Here is a 17,040-nt window from a genome sequence, read left to right on the forward strand (position 1 = left end):
CCGCTCCCACAGGGGATTTGCAGTGTTTGTTAGGTTAACCTGAGCCCCCTTGCCTCTGCCGAGCGTTCCATGTCCGATTTGCTCGACCGTTACCCGCTGACCGCGGGCACTTATCACGAACTGCTGGACCACGGCGGCGCGGTGCGTGCCCATTGGCGGCGCCTGCTCGACCACCTGCAACGCAGCACGCCCGCGCAACTGGCCCAGCGCCAGGCGCTGCTGACCCGCCAGATCCAGGAAAACGGCGTGACGTACAACGTTTACGCCGACCCCAAGGGCGCCGACCGCCCGTGGGAGCTCGACCTGCTGCCCCACGTGCTGGCCGCTGATGAATGGCAGCACCTGTCAGCCGGTATCGCCCAGCGCGCGCGCCTGCTCAATGCGGTGCTGGCGGATCTGTATGGCCCGCAACGCCTGATCAAGGAAGGCTTGCTGCCGGCCGAGCTGGTGTTCGGTCACAACAATTTTTTATGGCCGTGTCAGGGCATCCAGCCGCCGGACGGTGCTTTTCTGCACCTCTATGCGGTCGACCTGGCGCGTACGCCGGATGGCCGCTGGTGGGTCACCGCCGACCGCACCCAGGCGCCTTCGGGGGCGGGCTATGCGCTGGAAAACCGCACCATCGTGTCCCGCGCGTTTCCGGACCTGTACCGCGACCTGCAGGTGCAGCACCTCACCGGGTTCTTCCGAACCCTGCAGGAAACCCTGGCCCGCCAGGCGCCCGGTGATGACCAGCCGCCGCTGATCGTGCTGCTCACCCCTGGGCGCTTCAACGAAAGCTATTTCGAACACCTCTACCTCGCCCGCCAGCTTGGCTACCCACTGGTGGAAGGCGGCGACCTCACCGTGCGCGACAGCACCGTGTTCCTCAAGACCCTCAGCGGCCTGCGCCGGGTGCACGCGATCATGCGCCGCCTCGACGATGACTTCTGCGACCCTCTGGAGCTGCGCACCGACTCGGCCCTCGGCGTGCCCGGCCTGCTCGATGCCGTGCGCCAAGGCAATGTGCTGGTGGCCAATGCCCTGGGCAGCGGTGTGCTGGAATCGCCTGGTTTGCTGGGCTTCCTGCCGAAGATCAACCAATTCCTGTTTGGTGAAGAATTGATCCTGCCGTCCATCGCGACCTGGTGGTGCGGCGAGGCGCCGGTACTTGCCCAGGCGCTGGAGAAACTTCCCGAGCTGCTGATCAAGCCTGCGTTTCCATCGCAAAGTTTCGCCCCGGTGTTTGGCCGTGACTTGGACGATGCGCAACGCGAGGCCTTGGCTGAACGCATGCGCGCACGGCCCTACGCCTACGTGGCCCAGGAGTTGGCGCAATTGTCCCAGGCACCGGTGTGGCACACCGTGGATGACCACCTGCAACACCGCGCCATCGGCATGCGCGTCTACGCCGTGGCGAGCGATGACGGCTATCGCGTGCTGCCGGGCGGGCTCACGCGAGTGGCCGCCGAGGCCGATGCCGAGGTGGTGTCGATGCAACGCGGCGGCGCCAGCAAGGACACCTGGGTGCTCGGCGAACGCGCAGCCGGTGGCGAACACTGGCGTGCACAACGTGCGATTGGTGCCCATGACCTGGTGCGCCGCGATCCGTATCTACCGTCTCGCGTTGTGGAAAACCTGTTCTGGTTCGGCCGTTACTGCGAGCGCTGCGATGACAGCGCGCGCTGGTTGCGCGTGGTGCTGGCGCGTTATGTGGATGGCGACGATCCGTTGGCCTTGCAGGCGGCCGTGGAGCTTGGCGAAAACCTGCGCCTGCTGCCGGAAGAGGGCGAGCTGCCCGAGCGCCTGCTCGCCGCCTTGCTTGGTGATGACTGGCCATCGAGCCTGCGCGCCAACCTGCAACGCCTGCAGTGGGCGGCGTCCCAGGTGCGCGGCAAGCTGTCCCGGGAAAACTGGCAGGCCCTGGTGGAACTGCAACGCGAAGCCCTGGAGCTGGAAAGCGAGGCGCCGGACTTTGGCGAACTGCTGGATTTTCTCAACCGCCTGGTGATGTCCCTGGCGGCGCTGTCCGGGTTCGCCCTGGACGACATGACGCGCGACGAAGGCTGGCGCTTTTTGATGATGGGCCGTCGCATCGAACGTCTGCAATTTCTGAGCAGCAGCCTGGCGGCATTCCTGCGTGGCGTGGCGGTGTTCGATCAGGCCGGGCTGGAGTGGTTGCTGGAATTGGGCAACAGCAGCATCACCTATCGCTCGCGCTACCTGGCGGTGCCCCAGTTGATCCCGGTGCTCGACCTGCTGCTGCTCGACGAGCAGAACCCCCACGCGGTGTTGTTCCAGCTCAAACTGGTGAGTCGCACCCTGCGGCGTCTCAACGATGACTTTGGCGTGCCTCGGGAAACCGGCCTCGGGCCGTTGGTGGAGCGCCTGGCGCGCTTCGACCTGGGTTGCCTGGAGAACCCGCTGTTTGGCGAGTCCAGCGTGCGTGCCGCGTTGGACGGCCTGGCCGACCTGCTGCAAGCGGTCGCCGATGAGAGTGGGCAAGTGTCGGACCGCCTTGCGTTGCGCCATTTCGCCCATGTGGATGCGGTCAGCCAGCAAACGGTGTCGGTATGACGAGTGCGCGCTACCAGATTTTCCACGATACCCACTACCACTACGACAGCCCGGTGTCCCTGGCCCAGCAGTTGGCGCACCTGTGGCCACGGCCGTGCGCCTGGCAACGGTGCAGTTCGCAGCAGTTGGACATTGTCCCGGAACCGACTTCGCGTCGCGATGAGCTGGATGTGTTCGGCAACCCCATCACGCGGCTGGCGTTCGAACGGCCCCATGATGAATTGCTGGTGAACGCCGGGCTGACCGTGGAGGTGCTGGCGCGGCCGACGCTGGATTTCCAGCAATCGCCAGCCTGGGACCAGACCCGCGACAGCCTGACCTACAGCAGCCAGGCCATGTCCCTTGAGCTGATCGAAGCCTGCCGCTTCCGTTTCGAATCACCCTACGTGCACCTGAAGCAAACCTTCGTCGAGTTCTCCGAAAGCTGCTTTCCTGCCGGCACGCCGCTGCTGCTGGGCGTGCAAGCGCTGATGGAAAAGATATTCAGCGAGTTCACCTTTGATGCCGAGGCCACCCAGGTCGCCACACCCCTGGTGGAAGTGCTGGAGCGCCGCCGAGGCGTGTGCCAGGACTTCGCCCACCTGATGCTCGCCTGCCTGCGCTCACGCGGCCTGGCGGCGCGTTACATCAGCGGCTACCTGCTCACCCAGCCGCCGCCCGGCCAGGCACGGATGATTGGCGCGGATGCGTCCCACGCGTGGGTCTCGGTGTATTGCCCTATTTCGGGTTGGGTGGATTTTGATCCGACGAATAACGTGCAGCCGGCACTGGAGCACATCACCCTGGCCTGGGGCCGGGACTTTTCCGATGTGTCGCCGTTGCGCGGGGTGATTCTGGGAGGAGGCAGCCATGACCCGGAGGTGCGGGTGACGGTGATGCCGCTGCAATAGCAGGTTGTGACGCTGGCTTGTGTGGGAGCTGGCTTGCCTGCGATAGCCATGGGTATCGACACATCTTTTTTGAAGGTGTGCGAGCATCTGTAGTGAGCGGGCTTGTCCCGCGCTGGGTGGCGAAGCCGCCCCAATAAAAACGCCCCCGGGTGCCAGATAAATTCAGGTCTCCTGGGTTGGGGCCGCTTCGCAGCCCGGCGCGGGACAAGCCCGCTCACTACAAAGGTGCGATGGCAGCGCCCCGGTGTAACCGATAGACCGAGTCGCCTGCATCGCGGGCAAGCCCGGCTCCCAGATTAAGCCGGGTTCAGCAGGTACTGCGCTGTTGCTCAGGCCTGAGGCGGTGTTTCAGTTTCGTCACTCGCCACTTCGCCTTCCGCTTCCGGGTTCAGTGCAGCGGCCTCTTCTTCTGCGGTGGCTTTCTTGCGTTGCAGTTTTTCCTCTTTCTTCTGTTCCTTGGCCAAGTCTCTCTGACGTTTGGCGAAGGAGTAATTAGGTTTGGCCATGAGCGGTCCTCTAGGGTCGAAGGTGAGGGTGGCGGCGCGCAGCTGCCTTTGGGCTGCCATGGTAGCAGCTTAGCAGCGTGCTTTGCTTTCACTTACCGCAGGCGTACGCAGCCAGCAGGCCGTTGAACAGTTGATTGAGGTGCATGGCGCGGACTCCGATGGGTGGTGCGCCGATCATAGGCAGGTGGCGGTACTTTGGCTGGTAGATTGTGTTGATAAGTCTGATAGCCTAAAGTTGTATACAATCTGTTGATTCAGATCATAAGAATTTCTGCCTGCTTCAGGCACCCTTTGTCGCAATACGCGTTTTTTAAACCCTGCCTTGGAGATTCACATGTTTGCCAAACTCGTTGCTGTTTCCCTGCTGACTCTGGCGAGCGGCCAGTTGCTTGCCGCAGAGTGCAAGGTCACCGTCGACTCCACTGACCAGATGTCCTTCAACACCAAAGCCATCGAAATCGACAAGAGCTGCAAGCAGTTCACCGTTGAGCTGACTCACTCCGGCAACTTGCCGAAAAACGTGATGGGCCATAACTGGGTGCTGACCAGCGCCGCCAACATGCAGCCCGTCGCCACCGACGGCATGGCCGCCGGCATCGACAAGGATTATTTGAAGCCAGGTGATGACCGCATCATTGCCCACACCAAGATCATCGGTGCAGGCGAGAAAGATTCGGTGACTTTTGATGTGTCGAAGCTGGCCGCCGGGACTGACTATGCGTTCTTCTGCTCGTTCCCAGGGCATATCTCGATGATGAAGGGCACTGTGACCGTCAAGTAAGACCGCGTTATCGTTCTTCGCGAGCAAGCCCGCTCCCACATTCGACCGCGTTCTCATGCTGGAACTCGGTCAACTGTGGGAGCGGGCTTGCTCGCGAAAGCGGTGTGGCAGTCAAAGCAAAACTTCCTGACTCACCTCACGGCGCAAACGGCATCACCCGCTTGTGCTCGGTCTTGCGATACGTCTCGCTAATGATCCGGAACGCTTCCTCCCGCACCGGCTCACCGTGCAGGAACGCATCGATCTCGGCATAGGTCACGCCATGTGACGCCTCGTCCGGCTTGCCCGGTGACAGGTCTTCCAGATCCGCCGTCGGCACTTTCTCCACCAGCGACTCCGGCGCGCCAAAGTGCCGCGCAATCGCCCGCACCTGGTTTTTCACCAACCCGCTCAACGGCGCCAGGTCGCATGCGCCATCACCAAACTTGGTGAAAAAGCCCATCACCGCTTCCGCCGCATGGTCGGTACCGATCACCAGGCCACCGGCCGCGCCGGCGATGGTGTACTGCGCCACCATGCGCATCCGCGCCTTGGTGTTGCCCAGCACGAAATCGCGGGACACCGCCGCCTTGCCTTCAAACGCCGACACTTCATTGGCCAGGGCTTTCACCGCCGGGCCGATGTTCACGGTGTGGCGCTCATCCGGCTCGATAAAGTCCACCGAGGCCTGGGCGTCGAGTTCATCGAACTGGGTTTCATAAGGCAGGCGCACAGCGATAAAACGGTAGGCCTCATCACCGGTGCTGGCGCGCAGTTCCTGCATCGCACGTTGAGCGAGCAGGCCTGCGGTCAGGGAGTCGACGCCTCCGCTGATGCCCAGCACCAACGCTTTGAGCCCGGAATTTCGCAGGCAATCCTGAATAAAACGCACGCGCCGGGCAACCTCGGCCTCAAGGGCGGCCTGGTCTTTGAAGGGCGCCTGGACCTTGAGCTGCTGCGCAATCTCACGCTGTACGGCTTGCATGATTCACTCCTTGCTGGATAGGGCAGGTACTTTGAAAACGTGACGCAAATAGGCGACGAAATTCGGGTCGGTGCAGTGGGTCTTGCCCGCTTCATCGGAAATCTTCGCGACGGGCTGGCCATTGCAGGCGGTCATTTTAAGCACGATGCTCATCGGCTCGACACCTGGAATATCGCAGGTCAGGTTGGTGCCGATACCAAAACTCACGTTGATGCGGCCACGCAGCGCACGGAAAATCTCCAGGGCCTTGGGCAGCGTCAGGCTGTCGGAGAACACCAGGGTCTTGCTCATCGGCTCGATGCCGAGCTTGTGGTAGTGGGCGATGGCTTTTTCCGCCCACTGCACGGGGTCGCCGGAGTCATGGCGCAAACCGTCGAACAGCTTGGCGAAGTACAAGTCGAAGTCGCCCAGGAACGCGTCGGTGGTGATGCAGTCGGTCAGGGCAATGCCGAGCAGGCCACGGTATTCGCGGACCCAGCAATCCAGCGCGGCGATCTGGCTGTCGATCAGGCGCGGGCCGAGTTGCTGGTGCGCCATGATCCATTCATGGGCCATGGTGCCCAGCGGTTTCATATCGAATTCACGGGCCAGGTGCACGTTGCTGGTGCCGACAAAGCGCCCGGGGAAGTCATGTTTGAGCACACTGACCACTTCTTCCTGCACCCGGTACGAGAAGCGCCGGCGTGTGCCGAAGTCGGCCACTTGCAGCTCCGACAGCTCGTCGCTGCTGGCGTTGGCGGTCAGCCAGTCGAATTTGCGGTACAGCTGCTCGCGGGCCTGTTCGAGGATCACGGTCTGGTAGCGGTAGCGGTTACGCACTTCGCTGACGATGGCCAGCATCGGCACTTCAAACAGGATCACATGCAGCCACGGTCCGCGCAGGCGGATAAACAGCTCGCCGTTTTCGATACCGGTTTGCACGTAGCGCAGGTTGAAGCGAAACAGCCCGAGGAAGCGCAAGAAGTCCGGCTTCATGAAGCTGATGCGCTCCAGGAAACCCAACTGGTCCGGGCTCAGGCTCAGCTCGGCGAGGCGTTCGATCTGGTAGCGGATCTCCGCCAGGTACGGGCGCAGGTCTTCGCTGTTACGGCAACGGAACTCCCATTCAACTTCCACGTTGGGGTAGTTGTGCAGCACCGCCTGCATCATGGTCAGCTTGTAGAAGTCGGTGTCGAGCAAGTTCTGCACGATGCGATCGGCAAACACACTCTCGCTCATAACGGGAATCTCCAGACGGGTCGACGATGGGCGCCGGCCTTTACGCACAATTGAGGAAGGGGGCTAGTGGCGCATAGACCTGTGTTGTTTTGCCAGTGTTTTTTCAGATTGGCATTGTTGTTGTGGCCACTGGCGCCTTCGCGAGCAAGCCCGCTCCCACATTCGACCGCATTCTCATGCTGGAACTCGGTCAACTGTGGGAGCGGGCTTGCTCGCGAAAGCGGTATTCCAGACGCTAAATAACCTGTTCCATCATCCACTTCACAAACTCGCGCACTTTGGGCACTTCCGCCGAATGCTCCGGGTAGGCCAGGTAATACGCATCCTGGCTCCGCATTGCATGCTGCCACGGGATCACCAGCTTGCCGTCGGCCAACTCTTCCTCCACCAGAAAACGCGGCAACAGCGCCACGCCACAGCCGACCTGCGCGGCGCGAATGCACATATAAAAGGTGTCGAAACGCGGTCCGTGATAACTGTGTTCGGTCTGCAGGCCTTGATCGGCGAACCAGTCGTGCCAGCCCTGTGGCCGCGAAGCGTTTTGCAACAGTACCAGCTCGCTCAGTTGCGTCGGGTCAGTAAACGGCTGTGCGGGCAAGCTCTCTGGCGCACACACGGGAATCAGCTCTTCGCTGAACAACCTCAGGCTCTCGGTGCCGGGACGTGAGCCTTGGCCGAAATAAAAGGCCATATCGGCCTTGCCTTGCAGCAGCTCGTCCGGCTCCTGCTCGTTGCACAGGTCCAGGTGGATCTGCGGGTGGCGCAGTCGCCAGCCCTTGAGGCGCGGCACCAGCCAGCGCGCGCCGAAGGTGTAGGGCGTGGACACGCGCAACACTTCGGTTTCGCCGCCGTAGGAGCGCAGGTAATGCGTGGACATTTCCACCTGCGTGAGGATCTTGCGCACTTCCACCAGGTACAGGTCGCCCGCTGGCGTCATTTGCAAGCGGCGGCGCACCCGGCGAAACAGCAGGTGCTGCAGCAAGTCTTCCAGCTGCGCCACCTGCTTGCTCACCGCGCTTTGGGTGAGGTTCAGTTCCTCGGCCGCGCGGGTGAAGCTCAGGTGGCGGGTGGCCGCTTCGAAACACTGCAAGGCGGTGATTGAGGGCAAATGTCTTCTGTTCAGCACGGCACGCCTCTTTTTATTCTTTGCATGAATAAATGGAATGATATCTCGCCTAATCGTCGTTTGTTGGCACGTCTTGGTCCAGCTACAAATAAGCCCTGGATCGCCGTGTCTTCGGCGGCGCAATTTTTGTATGCAGATTTGAAGGAGTCACCCATGGTTGCCGCATTGCTTGATCGTCTCGGCGTAGACCCGGCGCTGTACCAGTCGGGGAAACAACCGGTGCATTCGCCGATCGATGGCAGTCGCATTGGCGCCGTGAACTGGGAAGGCGCCGCCGAGGTTGAGCAGCAGGTCAGTCGCGCCGAGCATGCATTCGACGCCTGGCGCAACGTGCCAGCACCGCGCCGTGGCGAACTGGTGCGCCAATTTGGCGATGTATTGCGCCAATACAAGGCCGACCTGGGCGAGCTGGTGTCCTGGGAAGCCGGCAAGATCACCCAGGAAGGCCTGGGCGAAGTGCAGGAAATGATCGACATCTGCGACTTCGCCGTCGGCCTGTCGCGCCAGTTGTACGGCTTGACCATCGCTTCCGAGCGTCCTGGCCACCATATGCGTGAAACCTGGCACCCGCTGGGCGTGGTCGGCGTGATCAGCGCTTTCAACTTCCCCGTCGCGGTGTGGGCATGGAACACCGCCCTGGCCCTGGTCTGCGGCAACGCGGTGATCTGGAAACCGTCGGAAAAAACCCCGCTGACCGCATTGGCCTGCCAGGCACTGTTCGAGCGCGTGTTGAAGCAATTCGACGGCGCGCCGGAGTATCTCAGCCAAGTGATCATCGGCGGCCGTGACGCCGGCGCTGCCTTGGTGGATGACCCGCGCGTGGCGCTGATCAGCGCCACCGGCAGTACCCGCATGGGCCGTGAAGTAGCGCCGAAAGTCGCCGCACGTTTTGCCCGCAGCATTCTGGAACTGGGCGGCAACAATGCGATGATCCTCGGCCCAAGCGCCGATTTGGACATGGCCGTGCGCGCCATCCTGTTCAGCGCCGTCGGCACCGCCGGCCAGCGTTGCACCACGCTGCGTCGGCTGATCGCCCACGAATCGGTCAAGGAAGAAATCGTCACCCGCCTCAAGGCCGCCTATTCCAAAGTGCGCATCGGCCACCCGCTGGAAGGCAACCTGATCGGCCCGTTGATCGACAAACACGGCTTCGACAACATGCAGGACGCCCTGGAACAAGCCTTGAGCGAAGGCGGCAAGGTGTTCGGCGGCAAGCGTCAACTGCAAGACACATTCCCCAACGCCTACTACGTGTCGCCGGCCATTGTGGAAATGCCCGAGCAGAGCGATGTGGTGTGCACCGAGACCTTCGCACCGATCCTGTATGTGGTCGGCTACACCGACTTCGCCGAAGCGCTGCGCCTGAACAACGCCGTGCCGCAAGGGCTGTCGTCGTGCATCTTCACCACCGATGTACGTGAGGCCGAGCAGTTCATGTCGGCGGTGGGCAGTGACTGCGGCATCGCCAACGTCAACATCGGCCCGAGCGGCGCGGAAATCGGCGGCGCGTTTGGCGGCGAGAAAGAGACGGGCGGCGGGCGTGAGTCGGGTTCGGATGCGTGGCGCGGGTATATGCGTCGCCAGACCAATACCGTGAACTATTCGTTGGAATTGCCGTTGGCCCAGGGCATCACTTTCGACTGAGTCCCTGGCGAAACGCGGTTAAAAATGTGGGAGCGGCGGTGCGACGATTCGACTTGCTCGCGAATGCGGTGGATCAGCAGTAAATCTGTCGACTGACACACCGCATTCGCGAGCAAGCCCGCTCCCACATTTGATCGGGTTACCAAGTCGAAACTGAATTGAGTTGTTTGTTGGGTCTCATCGGAGTCTGGCAATGGCACTGCGCGAAACATGTTTGTGGGAACACCTCACCCCAGGCCGGCCGGATCGCGCCGCGCTCAACGGCGAGGTAAAAGTGGACGTCTGCGTCATCGGCGCCGGCATCACCGGCCTGTCGGCGGCCATTCACCTGCTGGAACAGGGCAAGAGCGTCGCCGTGCTGGAGGCCCACCGCACCGGTCATGGCGGTTCGGGGCGCAATGTCGGGTTGGTCAATGCCGGCCTATGGATCCCGCCGGACGAGATCGAAGCCGGTTTCGGCGAGGCGGTGGGCAGCCAGCTCAACCGTATGTTGGGCGCGGCACCGGCATTGGTGTTCAGCCTGATCGACAAATACAACATCGATTGCCAATTGCGCCGCGAGGGCACTTTGCACATGGCGCACAACGCCCGTGGCGAAGCGGATTTGCGCAGTCGTGAAGAACAATGGAAGCGCCGTGGCGCGCCGGTGGAACTGCTCACCGGCCAGGCCTGCGAGCAAGCCACCGGGACTAAAAAAATTTCCGCCGCCTTGCTGGATCGGCGCGCCGGCACCTTGAACCCGATGGCCTATACCAGTGGTTTGGCGAATGCGACAGTGGGGTTGGGCGGGCAACTGTTCGACCATTCGCCGGTCACGCAATTGGAGCGCCAGGGCCAGGACTGGTCCGTGCAAACCGCCAACGGCTCGGTGCAGGCTGCACAGGTGGTGATCGCTTCCAACGCCTACACGGAAGGTGAGTGGACCGCGCTGCGGCGCAATTTTTTCCCCGGTTATTACTATCAGGTCGCGTCGGCCCCGCTGACCGACGATGCCGCCCGGCAGATCCTCCCCGGCGGCCAAGGCTCATGGGACACCCGCCAGGTACTGAGCAGCATCCGGCGCGATGCCGATGGCCGCCTGTTGCTCGGCAGCCTGGGCAACGGTAACCAGAAACCGGCCTGGTTCCTCAAGGCGTGGGCCGATCGGGTGCAGCAGCATTACTTCCCTTACCTCAAATCGGTGCAGTGGGAATTCACCTGGACCGGCTGCATCGCCTTCACCCCGGATCATCTGATGCGCCTGTTCGAACCCGCGCCTGGTCTGGTGGCCGTAACCGGTTACAACGGGCGCGGCGTCACCACCGGCAGCGTGGTCGGCAAGGCGTTCGCCGACTACTTGTGTCACCAGAATCCCCAGGCGTTGCCGATTCCGTTCGCGCCGATGCAACCGCTGGCGGGAGCAGGCTTGCGCAGCTGTCTTTATGAAGCAGGTTTTTCGCTGTATCACGCGGGCCAATGCCTGAGGATCGTGATCTGATCAGCGAAATACCGCTCAGAAGCCTGCATTTTCTTAGCCAGCTACTAATCTGTATTGGTGCAAGTCGTAGCAATCACGCACTGTAAATGTGCAGTTCCGTTACGCAGGCTGTTACAGCTGTAGGAACTGTCGTTTATTCGTTTGGTTGCGGGTGCGACCTCTCTGGGTTGTACCGTTTTGATCCGTGGGTTGCACCTTCAGGTGCTAGAGGGTTGCACGTCCTGGCAAGCGGAGGCGAAACGCCTGTAATAACAATGACACCGTGTCTTTTTGAAGAATAAAAACGTAATGGCACGCGCCTTGCTCTGAGCTTTCGGTGAAAGTTTGAACGCAAGTCGTCGTGCCAAAAATCAAAAATATCGGAGCACCACTCATGTCCCAGACGTTTTACAAGAAAGGTTTTCTGGCCCTCGCCGTTGCTGCGGCGCTGGGTGTTTCTACGTTTGTTCAAGCTGATGTGAAGATCGGCGTAGCGGGGCCGATGACCGGTGCCAACGCGTCGTTCGGTGAGCAATACATGAAGGGGGCCCAGGCGGCGGCTGACTCGATCAACAAGGCCGGTGGCATCAACGGCGAAAAAATCGTGCTGGTGGCCGGTGACGACGCCTGCGAACCCAAGCAAGCCGTGGCCGTGGCCAACCGCCTCGCGGACCAGGACAAGGTGATCGGCGTGGTCGGGCACTTCTGCTCCTCCAACACCATCCCAGCGTCCGAGGTGTATGACGAAGCAGGCATCATCGCGATCACTCCAGGTTCCACCAACCCGCAAGTGACCGAGCGTGGCCTTGGCGCCATGTTCCGCATGTGCGGGCGTGACGACCAGCAAGGCATCGTGGCCGGTGACTACATCGTCGACGTGCTCAAGGGCAAGAAAGTCGCGGTCATCAACGACAAAGACACCTACGGCAAAGGCCTGGCCGACGCCACCGCTGCCCAGTTGACCAAGCGCGGCGTCAAGCCGGTGCTGGAAGAAGGCCTGACCCGTGGCGAGAAAGACTTCAGCGCCCTGGTCACCAAGATCCGCTCCACCGGTGCCGACGTGGTGTACTTCGGCGGCCTGCACCCGGAAGCCGGCCCTCTGGTTCGCCAGATTCGCGAAGCCGGTCTTAAAGACGTGAAGTTCATGTCCGATGACGGCATCGTGACCGACGAACTCGTGGCGACCGCCGGTGGCAAGCAATACGTCGACGGCGTGTACATGACCTTCGGCGCCGACCCGCGCCTGCTGCCGGACAGCAAGGCCGTGGTGGACGAGTTCCGCAAAGCCGGCTACGAGCCGGAAGGCTACACCTTGTACGCCTACGCGTCAGTCCAGACCCTGGCAGCCGCCTTCAACGGTGCCAAATCCAACAAGGGGGAAGACGCGTCCAAGTGGCTCAAGGCTCACCCGGTCCAGACCGTGATGGGCAAGAAGGAATGGGACGGCAAGGGCGACCTGAAGGTCTCCGACTACGTGGTTTACCAGTGGGACAAGGAAGGCAAATACCACCAGTTGGAAAAGCAGAAGTAAGCACAAGCACCACATAACCCAATGTGGGAGCGGGCTTGCTCGCGAAGGCGGTGTGTCAAAAACACATCCAGTGACTGATACACCGCCTTCGCGAGCAAGCCCGCTCCCACAGGGGAGCTGTGTTGTGAACACGATCTGTCTTTTCCTCCAGAAGCGCCGCACACCCACCAGTGTGCAGGTGCTCACCGCGTGAGATTGCGTTATGGATGGTATTTTCCTGCAGCAACTGGTCAACGGCCTGACCCTCGGGTCGGTCTATGGCCTGATCGCCATCGGCTACACAATGGTCTATGGCATCATTGGCATGATCAACTTCGCCCACGGCGAGGTTTATATGATTTCCGCTTACCTCGCGGCGATCAGTCTGGCACTGCTGGCTTACTTCGGCATCGAATCCTTCCCGCTGCTCATCCTCGGCACTCTGGTCTTCACCGTGGTCGTCACCGGCGTGTACGGTTGGGTCATCGAGCGTGTCGCCTACAAACCGCTGCGCAACTCCACCCGCCTGGCACCGCTGATCAGCGCCATCGGCATCTCGCTGATCCTGCAGAACTACGCGCAGATCGCCCAGGGCGCCAAGCAACAAGGGATTCCAACCCTGCTGGCCGGGGCCTGGCGCGTCGACATCGGCACCGGGTTCGTGCAGCTCACGTACACCAAGGTGTTCATCCTCGTGGCGGCGTTTGCCGGCATGGCGTTGCTGACCTACATCATCAAGTACACCAAGCTCGGCCGCATGTGCCGCGCCACCCAGCAAGACCGCAAGATGGCCTCGATCCTCGGCATCAACACCGACCGGGTGATCTCCTATGTATTCGTCATCGGCGCCGCCATGGCTGCATTGGCCGGCGTGCTGATCACCCTCAACTACGGCACCTTCGACTTCTATGCCGGCTTCATCATCGGCATCAAGGCGTTTACCGCAGCGGTACTCGGCGGCATCGGCTCCCTGCCTGGGGCGATGCTGGGCGGGATCATCCTCGGTATCTCCGAGTCGTTGTTCTCGGGGTTGATCAACTCCGACTACAAAGACGTGTTCAGTTTCTCCCTGCTGGTGGTGATTCTGATCTTCCGTCCCCAGGGCCTGCTGGGTCGCCCACTCGTGGCTAAGGTGTAAACATGTCTGCTGCCAAACCCATCGATATCAAGAAAAGTGTGGTCGATACGGTCCTTGCCGGGCTGATTTCGCTGATCGTGTTCGGTCCGATCGTCGGCGTTGTACTCGACGGCTACAGCTTCAACCTGGAGCCGGCCCGCGTGGGCCTGCTGGTGGCCATCGTGATGGCCGGCCGCTTTGCCATGAGCCTGTTCCTGCAAACGCCCAAGGGCGTGAAGATCCTGCAGGGCTTCGAAAGCAGTGGCTCCGGCGTGCACGTGCTGGCACCGGACTACAAGTCGCGGTTGCGCTGGATCATCCCGGCGCTGATCGTGATCGCCATCGTGTTCCCGATCTTCGCCAACAAATACCTGCTGACCGTGGTGATCCTCGGGCTGATCTACGTGTTGCTCGGCCTGGGCCTGAACATCGTGGTCGGCCTGGCCGGCTTGCTCGACCTGGGTTACGTGGCGTTCTACGCCATCGGCGCCTACGGCCTGGCGCTGGGTTACCAGTACCTTGGCCTGGGCTTCTGGACGGTGCTGCCGCTGGCGGCCATCGCGGCGGCGCTGGCGGGGTGCATACTCGGTTTCCCAGTACTACGAATGCACGGTGACTACCTGGCCATCGTGACCCTGGGCTTCGGTGAAATCATCCGTCTGGTGCTCAACAACTGGCTGTCGTTTACCGGCGGACCGAACGGCATGCCGGTGCCATCGCCGACCTTTCTCGGCCTTGAATTCGGCAGGCGTGCGAAGGATGGCGGGGTTCCGTTCCACGAGTTTTTCGGCATCGACTACAACCCCAACATCAAATTCCTGTTCATCTACATCGTGTTGTTCCTGGTGGTGCTGGCCGTGCTGTATATCAAGCACCGCCTGACCCGCATGCCGGTCGGCCGCGCCTGGGAAGCCTTGCGCGAAGACGAGATCGCCTGCCGCTCCATGGGCCTGAACCACGTACTGGTCAAGCTCTCGGCGTTCACCATCGGTGCCTCCACCGCCGGTTTGGCCGGGGTGTTCTTTGCCAGCTACCAGGGCTTCGTCAACCCGTCGTCGTTTACCTTCTTCGAGTCGGCGCTGATCCTGGCCATCGTGGTATTGGGCGGCATGGGATCGACCGTCGGGGTGGTGATTGCGGCATTCGTATTGACCGTCGCACCGGAACTGCTGCGCAGCTTCTCGGAATACCGGGTGCTGCTGTTTGGCGTGTTGATGGTGGTGATGATGATCTGGCGACCGCGTGGCTTGATTCGGATCAGTCGTACCGGTGTGACGCCACGTAAAGGAGTGGCGCCATGAGCAAGGAAATCGTGCTGTCCGTGGAACACCTGATGATGCACTTCGGTGGCATCAAGGCCTTGAGCGATGTGAGCCTCAAGGTCGAGCGCAACTCGATCTTCGCCCTGATCGGCCCCAACGGTGCCGGCAAAACCACGGTATTCAACTGCCTTACGGGTTTCTATAAAGCCAGTGGCGGCAAGATCCAGCTCAACGTGCGTGGCAAGCAGACTGACGTGATCCAATTGCTCGGCGAGCGTTTCAAGGCCGTCGACTTTGTGTCTCCAAAAAGTTTCTTCAGTCGCGTTTACTACAAAATGTTCGGCGGCACCCACCTGGTCAACCGCGCCGGCCTGGCGCGCACGTTCCAGAACATTCGCCTGTTCAAGGAAATGTCGGTGCTGGAAAACCTGCTGGTGGCCCAGCACATGTGGGTCAACCGCAACATGCTCGCCGGCATCCTCAACACCAAGGGCTACCGCAAGGCCGAAAGTGACGCGCTCGATTGCGCGTTCTACTGGCTGGAAGTAGTCGACCTGGTGGACTGCGCCAACCGCCTGGCCGGTGAGCTTTCCTACGGCCAGCAGCGCCGCCTGGAAATCGCCCGCGCCATGTGCACCCGGCCGCAGATCATCTGCCTGGATGAACCGGCGGCGGGCCTCAACCCCCAGGAAACCGAAGCCCTCAGCGCGATGATTCGCCTGCTGCGCGACGAACACGACCTGACGGTGGTGCTGATCGAACACGACATGGGCATGGTGATGAGTATTTCCGACCACATCGTGGTGCTCGACCACGGCAACGTGATCGCCGAAGGCGGGCCGGAAGCGATCCGCAACGACCCGAAAGTGATTGCCGCTTACCTGGGCGCCGACGAAGAGGAGCTGGTATGAGCGGACCTATCCTTGAAATGAAGGATCTGGACGTGTTCTACGGCCCGATCCAGGCCCTGAAAAAAGTCTCGCTGTACATCAACCAAGGCGAAACCGTCAGCCTGATCGGCTCCAACGGCGCGGGCAAATCCACGTTGCTGATGTCGATCTTCGGCCAGCCACGGGCCGAGTCGGGGCAGATCCTCTACAACGGCGTCGACATTACCCACAAGTCTTCGCACTACATCGCCTCCAACGGCATTGCGCAGTCGCCGGAAGGGCGGCGGGTGTTCCCCGACATGACCGTCGAGGAAAACCTGCTGATGGGCACCATCCCCATTGGCGACAAGTTCGCCAGTGAGGATATGCAGCGCATGTTCGAGCTGTTCCCACGGCTCAAGGAGCGCCGTAACCAGCGTGCCATGACCATGTCCGGCGGCGAGCAGCAGATGCTCGCCATCGCCCGCGCGCTGATGAGCCGGCCCAAGCTGTTGCTGCTGGACGAACCGAGCCTGGGCCTGGCACCGATCGTGGTGAAGCAGATCTTCTCGACCCTGCGCGAGTTGGCATCCACCGGCATGACCATCTTCCTGGTGGAGCAGAACGCCAACCATGCGCTGCGCTTGTCGGACCGGGCGTATGTGATGGTCAACGGTGAGATCCGCCTGACGGGCACCGGCAAGGAGTTGCTGGTGAATGAGGAAGTGCGCAACGCCTATCTCGGCGGCCACTGACCTCACGGCTTGATGCATACCTATGTGGGAACCCGGCTTTATGTGGGAGCTGGCTTGCCTGCGATGGCATCCCCTCGGTCTACCTGACAGACCGAGGTGCTTGCATCGCAGGCAAGCCAGCTCCCACATAGAACTCGGTTCCCACAGTTGCTTTTGTGGCGCTTTCGAAGCCGATCCCAAATTGTGGAAAACTAATCCAGCCCCCCTCCAAAGCGCGACATATAGCCGCCGCAAATCCCTGTTTTGTCACAGTTTTGACTTGTCCCCATCCGCTGTGGAACCGGCTGTGGGTAACGTGGGAGTAGCTGGCTGGAAGCCTTTAAAACCGTGGGTTACAGCGTGACGGTTGTTTTTTGATCAGGCACTTTTTTGTGACCTGCCAAGGG

At 61.4% G+C, this 17,040-nt stretch carries 14 protein-coding genes; 10 read left to right on the forward strand and 4 right to left on the reverse strand.

Annotation, left to right across the window (positions count from 1 at the left end):
* Window positions 1–69: 69 nt before the first annotated feature.
* Window positions 70–2,556 (forward strand): circularly permuted type 2 ATP-grasp protein, encoded by a 2,487-nt coding sequence (locus H0Z09_RS20265; protein ID WP_186692922.1) that lies wholly within the window; start codon window positions 70–72, stop codon window positions 2,554–2,556.
* Window positions 2,553–3,446, forward strand: coding sequence for a transglutaminase family protein (locus H0Z09_RS20270; RefSeq protein ID WP_076951879.1), 894 nt, complete (start codon window positions 2,553–2,555; stop codon window positions 3,444–3,446). The genes H0Z09_RS20265 and H0Z09_RS20270 overlap by 4 nt, the downstream gene beginning before the upstream one ends.
* Window positions 3,447–3,775: 329 nt before the next feature.
* Here the strand turns inward: H0Z09_RS20270 and H0Z09_RS20275 are convergent, their stop codons facing one another.
* Window positions 3,776–3,952 (reverse strand): hypothetical protein, encoded by a 177-nt coding sequence (locus tag H0Z09_RS20275; protein WP_186692924.1) that lies wholly within the window; start codon window positions 3,950–3,952, stop codon window positions 3,776–3,778.
* Window positions 3,953–4,286: 334 nt separating this feature from the next.
* On the opposite strand from H0Z09_RS20275, the gene azu reads away from it, so the two are divergent.
* Window positions 4,287–4,733, forward strand: a complete 447-nt coding sequence (gene azu, locus H0Z09_RS20280; RefSeq protein ID WP_076951880.1) for an azurin — start codon at window positions 4,287–4,289, stop codon at window positions 4,731–4,733.
* Between the two features lie 136 nt (window positions 4,734–4,869).
* Here the strand turns inward: azu and nadE are convergent, their stop codons facing one another.
* From nadE to H0Z09_RS20295, 3 genes are all read right to left on the reverse strand, one after another.
* On the reverse strand, window positions 4,870–5,697 hold the full coding sequence (gene nadE, locus H0Z09_RS20285) for an ammonia-dependent NAD(+) synthetase (protein WP_076951881.1): 828 nt from the start codon (window positions 5,695–5,697) through the stop codon (window positions 4,870–4,872).
* Window positions 5,698–5,700: 3 nt separating this feature from the next.
* Window positions 5,701–6,915 carry a nicotinate phosphoribosyltransferase gene (gene pncB, locus H0Z09_RS20290; protein WP_124361042.1) on the reverse strand — a complete coding sequence of 405 codons (1,215 nt, stop codon included), beginning with the start codon at window positions 6,913–6,915 and terminating at the stop codon, window positions 5,701–5,703.
* A 235-nt stretch (window positions 6,916–7,150) separates the two neighbouring features.
* The gene (locus tag H0Z09_RS20295) at window positions 7,151–8,041 is read right to left on the reverse strand and encodes a LysR substrate-binding domain-containing protein (RefSeq protein ID WP_186692926.1); all 891 of its coding nucleotides are present in this window, start codon (window positions 8,039–8,041) and stop codon (window positions 7,151–7,153) included.
* A gap of 153 nt (window positions 8,042–8,194) precedes the next feature.
* On the opposite strand from H0Z09_RS20295, the gene H0Z09_RS20300 reads away from it, so the two are divergent.
* The 7 genes from H0Z09_RS20300 to H0Z09_RS20330 all read left to right on the forward strand — a co-directional run bounded on the left by H0Z09_RS20300 (window position 8,195) and on the right by H0Z09_RS20330 (window position 16,654).
* A complete protein-coding gene (locus H0Z09_RS20300) occupies window positions 8,195–9,685 on the forward strand; it encodes an aldehyde dehydrogenase family protein (RefSeq protein WP_186692928.1) in 1,491 nt (496 codons plus the stop codon).
* 193 nt (window positions 9,686–9,878) lie between these two features.
* Window positions 9,879–11,162 (forward strand): FAD-binding oxidoreductase, encoded by a 1,284-nt coding sequence (locus H0Z09_RS20305; RefSeq protein ID WP_186692930.1) that lies wholly within the window; start codon window positions 9,879–9,881, stop codon window positions 11,160–11,162.
* Window positions 11,163–11,535: 373 nt separating this feature from the next.
* Entirely contained in the window at window positions 11,536–12,672 is a 1,137-nt protein-coding gene (locus tag H0Z09_RS20310) for a branched-chain amino acid ABC transporter substrate-binding protein (protein WP_076954559.1), read from the forward strand.
* 202 nt (window positions 12,673–12,874) lie between these two features.
* Complete coding sequence (locus tag H0Z09_RS20315; protein ID WP_048727385.1) at window positions 12,875–13,789, forward strand: branched-chain amino acid ABC transporter permease; 915 nt, start codon at window positions 12,875–12,877, stop codon at window positions 13,787–13,789.
* 2 nt (window positions 13,790–13,791) lie between these two features.
* Window positions 13,792–15,069: a high-affinity branched-chain amino acid ABC transporter permease LivM gene (gene livM / locus H0Z09_RS20320; RefSeq protein ID WP_186692933.1), complete on the forward strand. Its 1,278-nt coding sequence runs from the start codon at window positions 13,792–13,794 to the stop codon at window positions 15,067–15,069.
* Window positions 15,066–15,941 carry an ATP-binding cassette domain-containing protein gene (locus H0Z09_RS20325; RefSeq protein ID WP_186692935.1) on the forward strand — a complete coding sequence of 292 codons (876 nt, stop codon included), beginning with the start codon at window positions 15,066–15,068 and terminating at the stop codon, window positions 15,939–15,941. Before livM ends, H0Z09_RS20325 begins: the two co-directional genes overlap by 4 nt.
* On the forward strand, window positions 15,938–16,654 hold the full coding sequence (locus H0Z09_RS20330) for an ABC transporter ATP-binding protein (protein WP_076954556.1): 717 nt from the start codon (window positions 15,938–15,940) through the stop codon (window positions 16,652–16,654). Before H0Z09_RS20325 ends, H0Z09_RS20330 begins: the two co-directional genes overlap by 4 nt.
* The last annotated feature ends 386 nt before the right edge of the window (window positions 16,655–17,040 follow it).

Source organism: Pseudomonas sp. SWRI18 (assembly GCF_014268345.1).
In the GTDB taxonomy this organism is placed as follows: domain Bacteria; phylum Pseudomonadota; class Gammaproteobacteria; order Pseudomonadales; family Pseudomonadaceae; genus Aquipseudomonas; species Aquipseudomonas cedrina.

What these genes read in the sequence shown, in the direction of transcription:
- H0Z09_RS20305 (WP_186692930.1), top strand. Translation starts at nt 9,879, where the DNA reads ATGGCACTGCGCGAAACATGTTTGTGGGAACACCTCACCCCAGGCCGG.
- nadE (WP_076951881.1), bottom strand. Translation starts at nt 5,697, where the DNA reads ATGCAAGCCGTACAGCGTGAGATTGCGCAGCAGCTCAAGGTCCAGGCG.
- azu (WP_076951880.1), top strand. Translation starts at nt 4,287, where the DNA reads ATGTTTGCCAAACTCGTTGCTGTTTCCCTGCTGACTCTGGCGAGCGGC.
- H0Z09_RS20310 (WP_076954559.1), top strand. Translation starts at nt 11,536, where the DNA reads ATGTCCCAGACGTTTTACAAGAAAGGTTTTCTGGCCCTCGCCGTTGCT.
- H0Z09_RS20270 (WP_076951879.1), top strand. Translation starts at nt 2,553, where the DNA reads ATGACGAGTGCGCGCTACCAGATTTTCCACGATACCCACTACCACTAC.
- pncB (WP_124361042.1), bottom strand. Translation starts at nt 6,915, where the DNA reads ATGAGCGAGAGTGTGTTTGCCGATCGCATCGTGCAGAACTTGCTCGAC.
- H0Z09_RS20315 (WP_048727385.1), top strand. Translation starts at nt 12,875, where the DNA reads ATGGATGGTATTTTCCTGCAGCAACTGGTCAACGGCCTGACCCTCGGG.
- H0Z09_RS20300 (WP_186692928.1), top strand. Translation starts at nt 8,195, where the DNA reads ATGGTTGCCGCATTGCTTGATCGTCTCGGCGTAGACCCGGCGCTGTAC.
- H0Z09_RS20265 (WP_186692922.1), top strand. Translation starts at nt 70, where the DNA reads ATGTCCGATTTGCTCGACCGTTACCCGCTGACCGCGGGCACTTATCAC.
- H0Z09_RS20325 (WP_186692935.1), top strand. Translation starts at nt 15,066, where the DNA reads ATGAGCAAGGAAATCGTGCTGTCCGTGGAACACCTGATGATGCACTTC.
- livM (WP_186692933.1), top strand. Translation starts at nt 13,792, where the DNA reads ATGTCTGCTGCCAAACCCATCGATATCAAGAAAAGTGTGGTCGATACG.
- H0Z09_RS20275 (WP_186692924.1), bottom strand. Translation starts at nt 3,952, where the DNA reads ATGGCCAAACCTAATTACTCCTTCGCCAAACGTCAGAGAGACTTGGCC.
- H0Z09_RS20330 (WP_076954556.1), top strand. Translation starts at nt 15,938, where the DNA reads ATGAGCGGACCTATCCTTGAAATGAAGGATCTGGACGTGTTCTACGGC.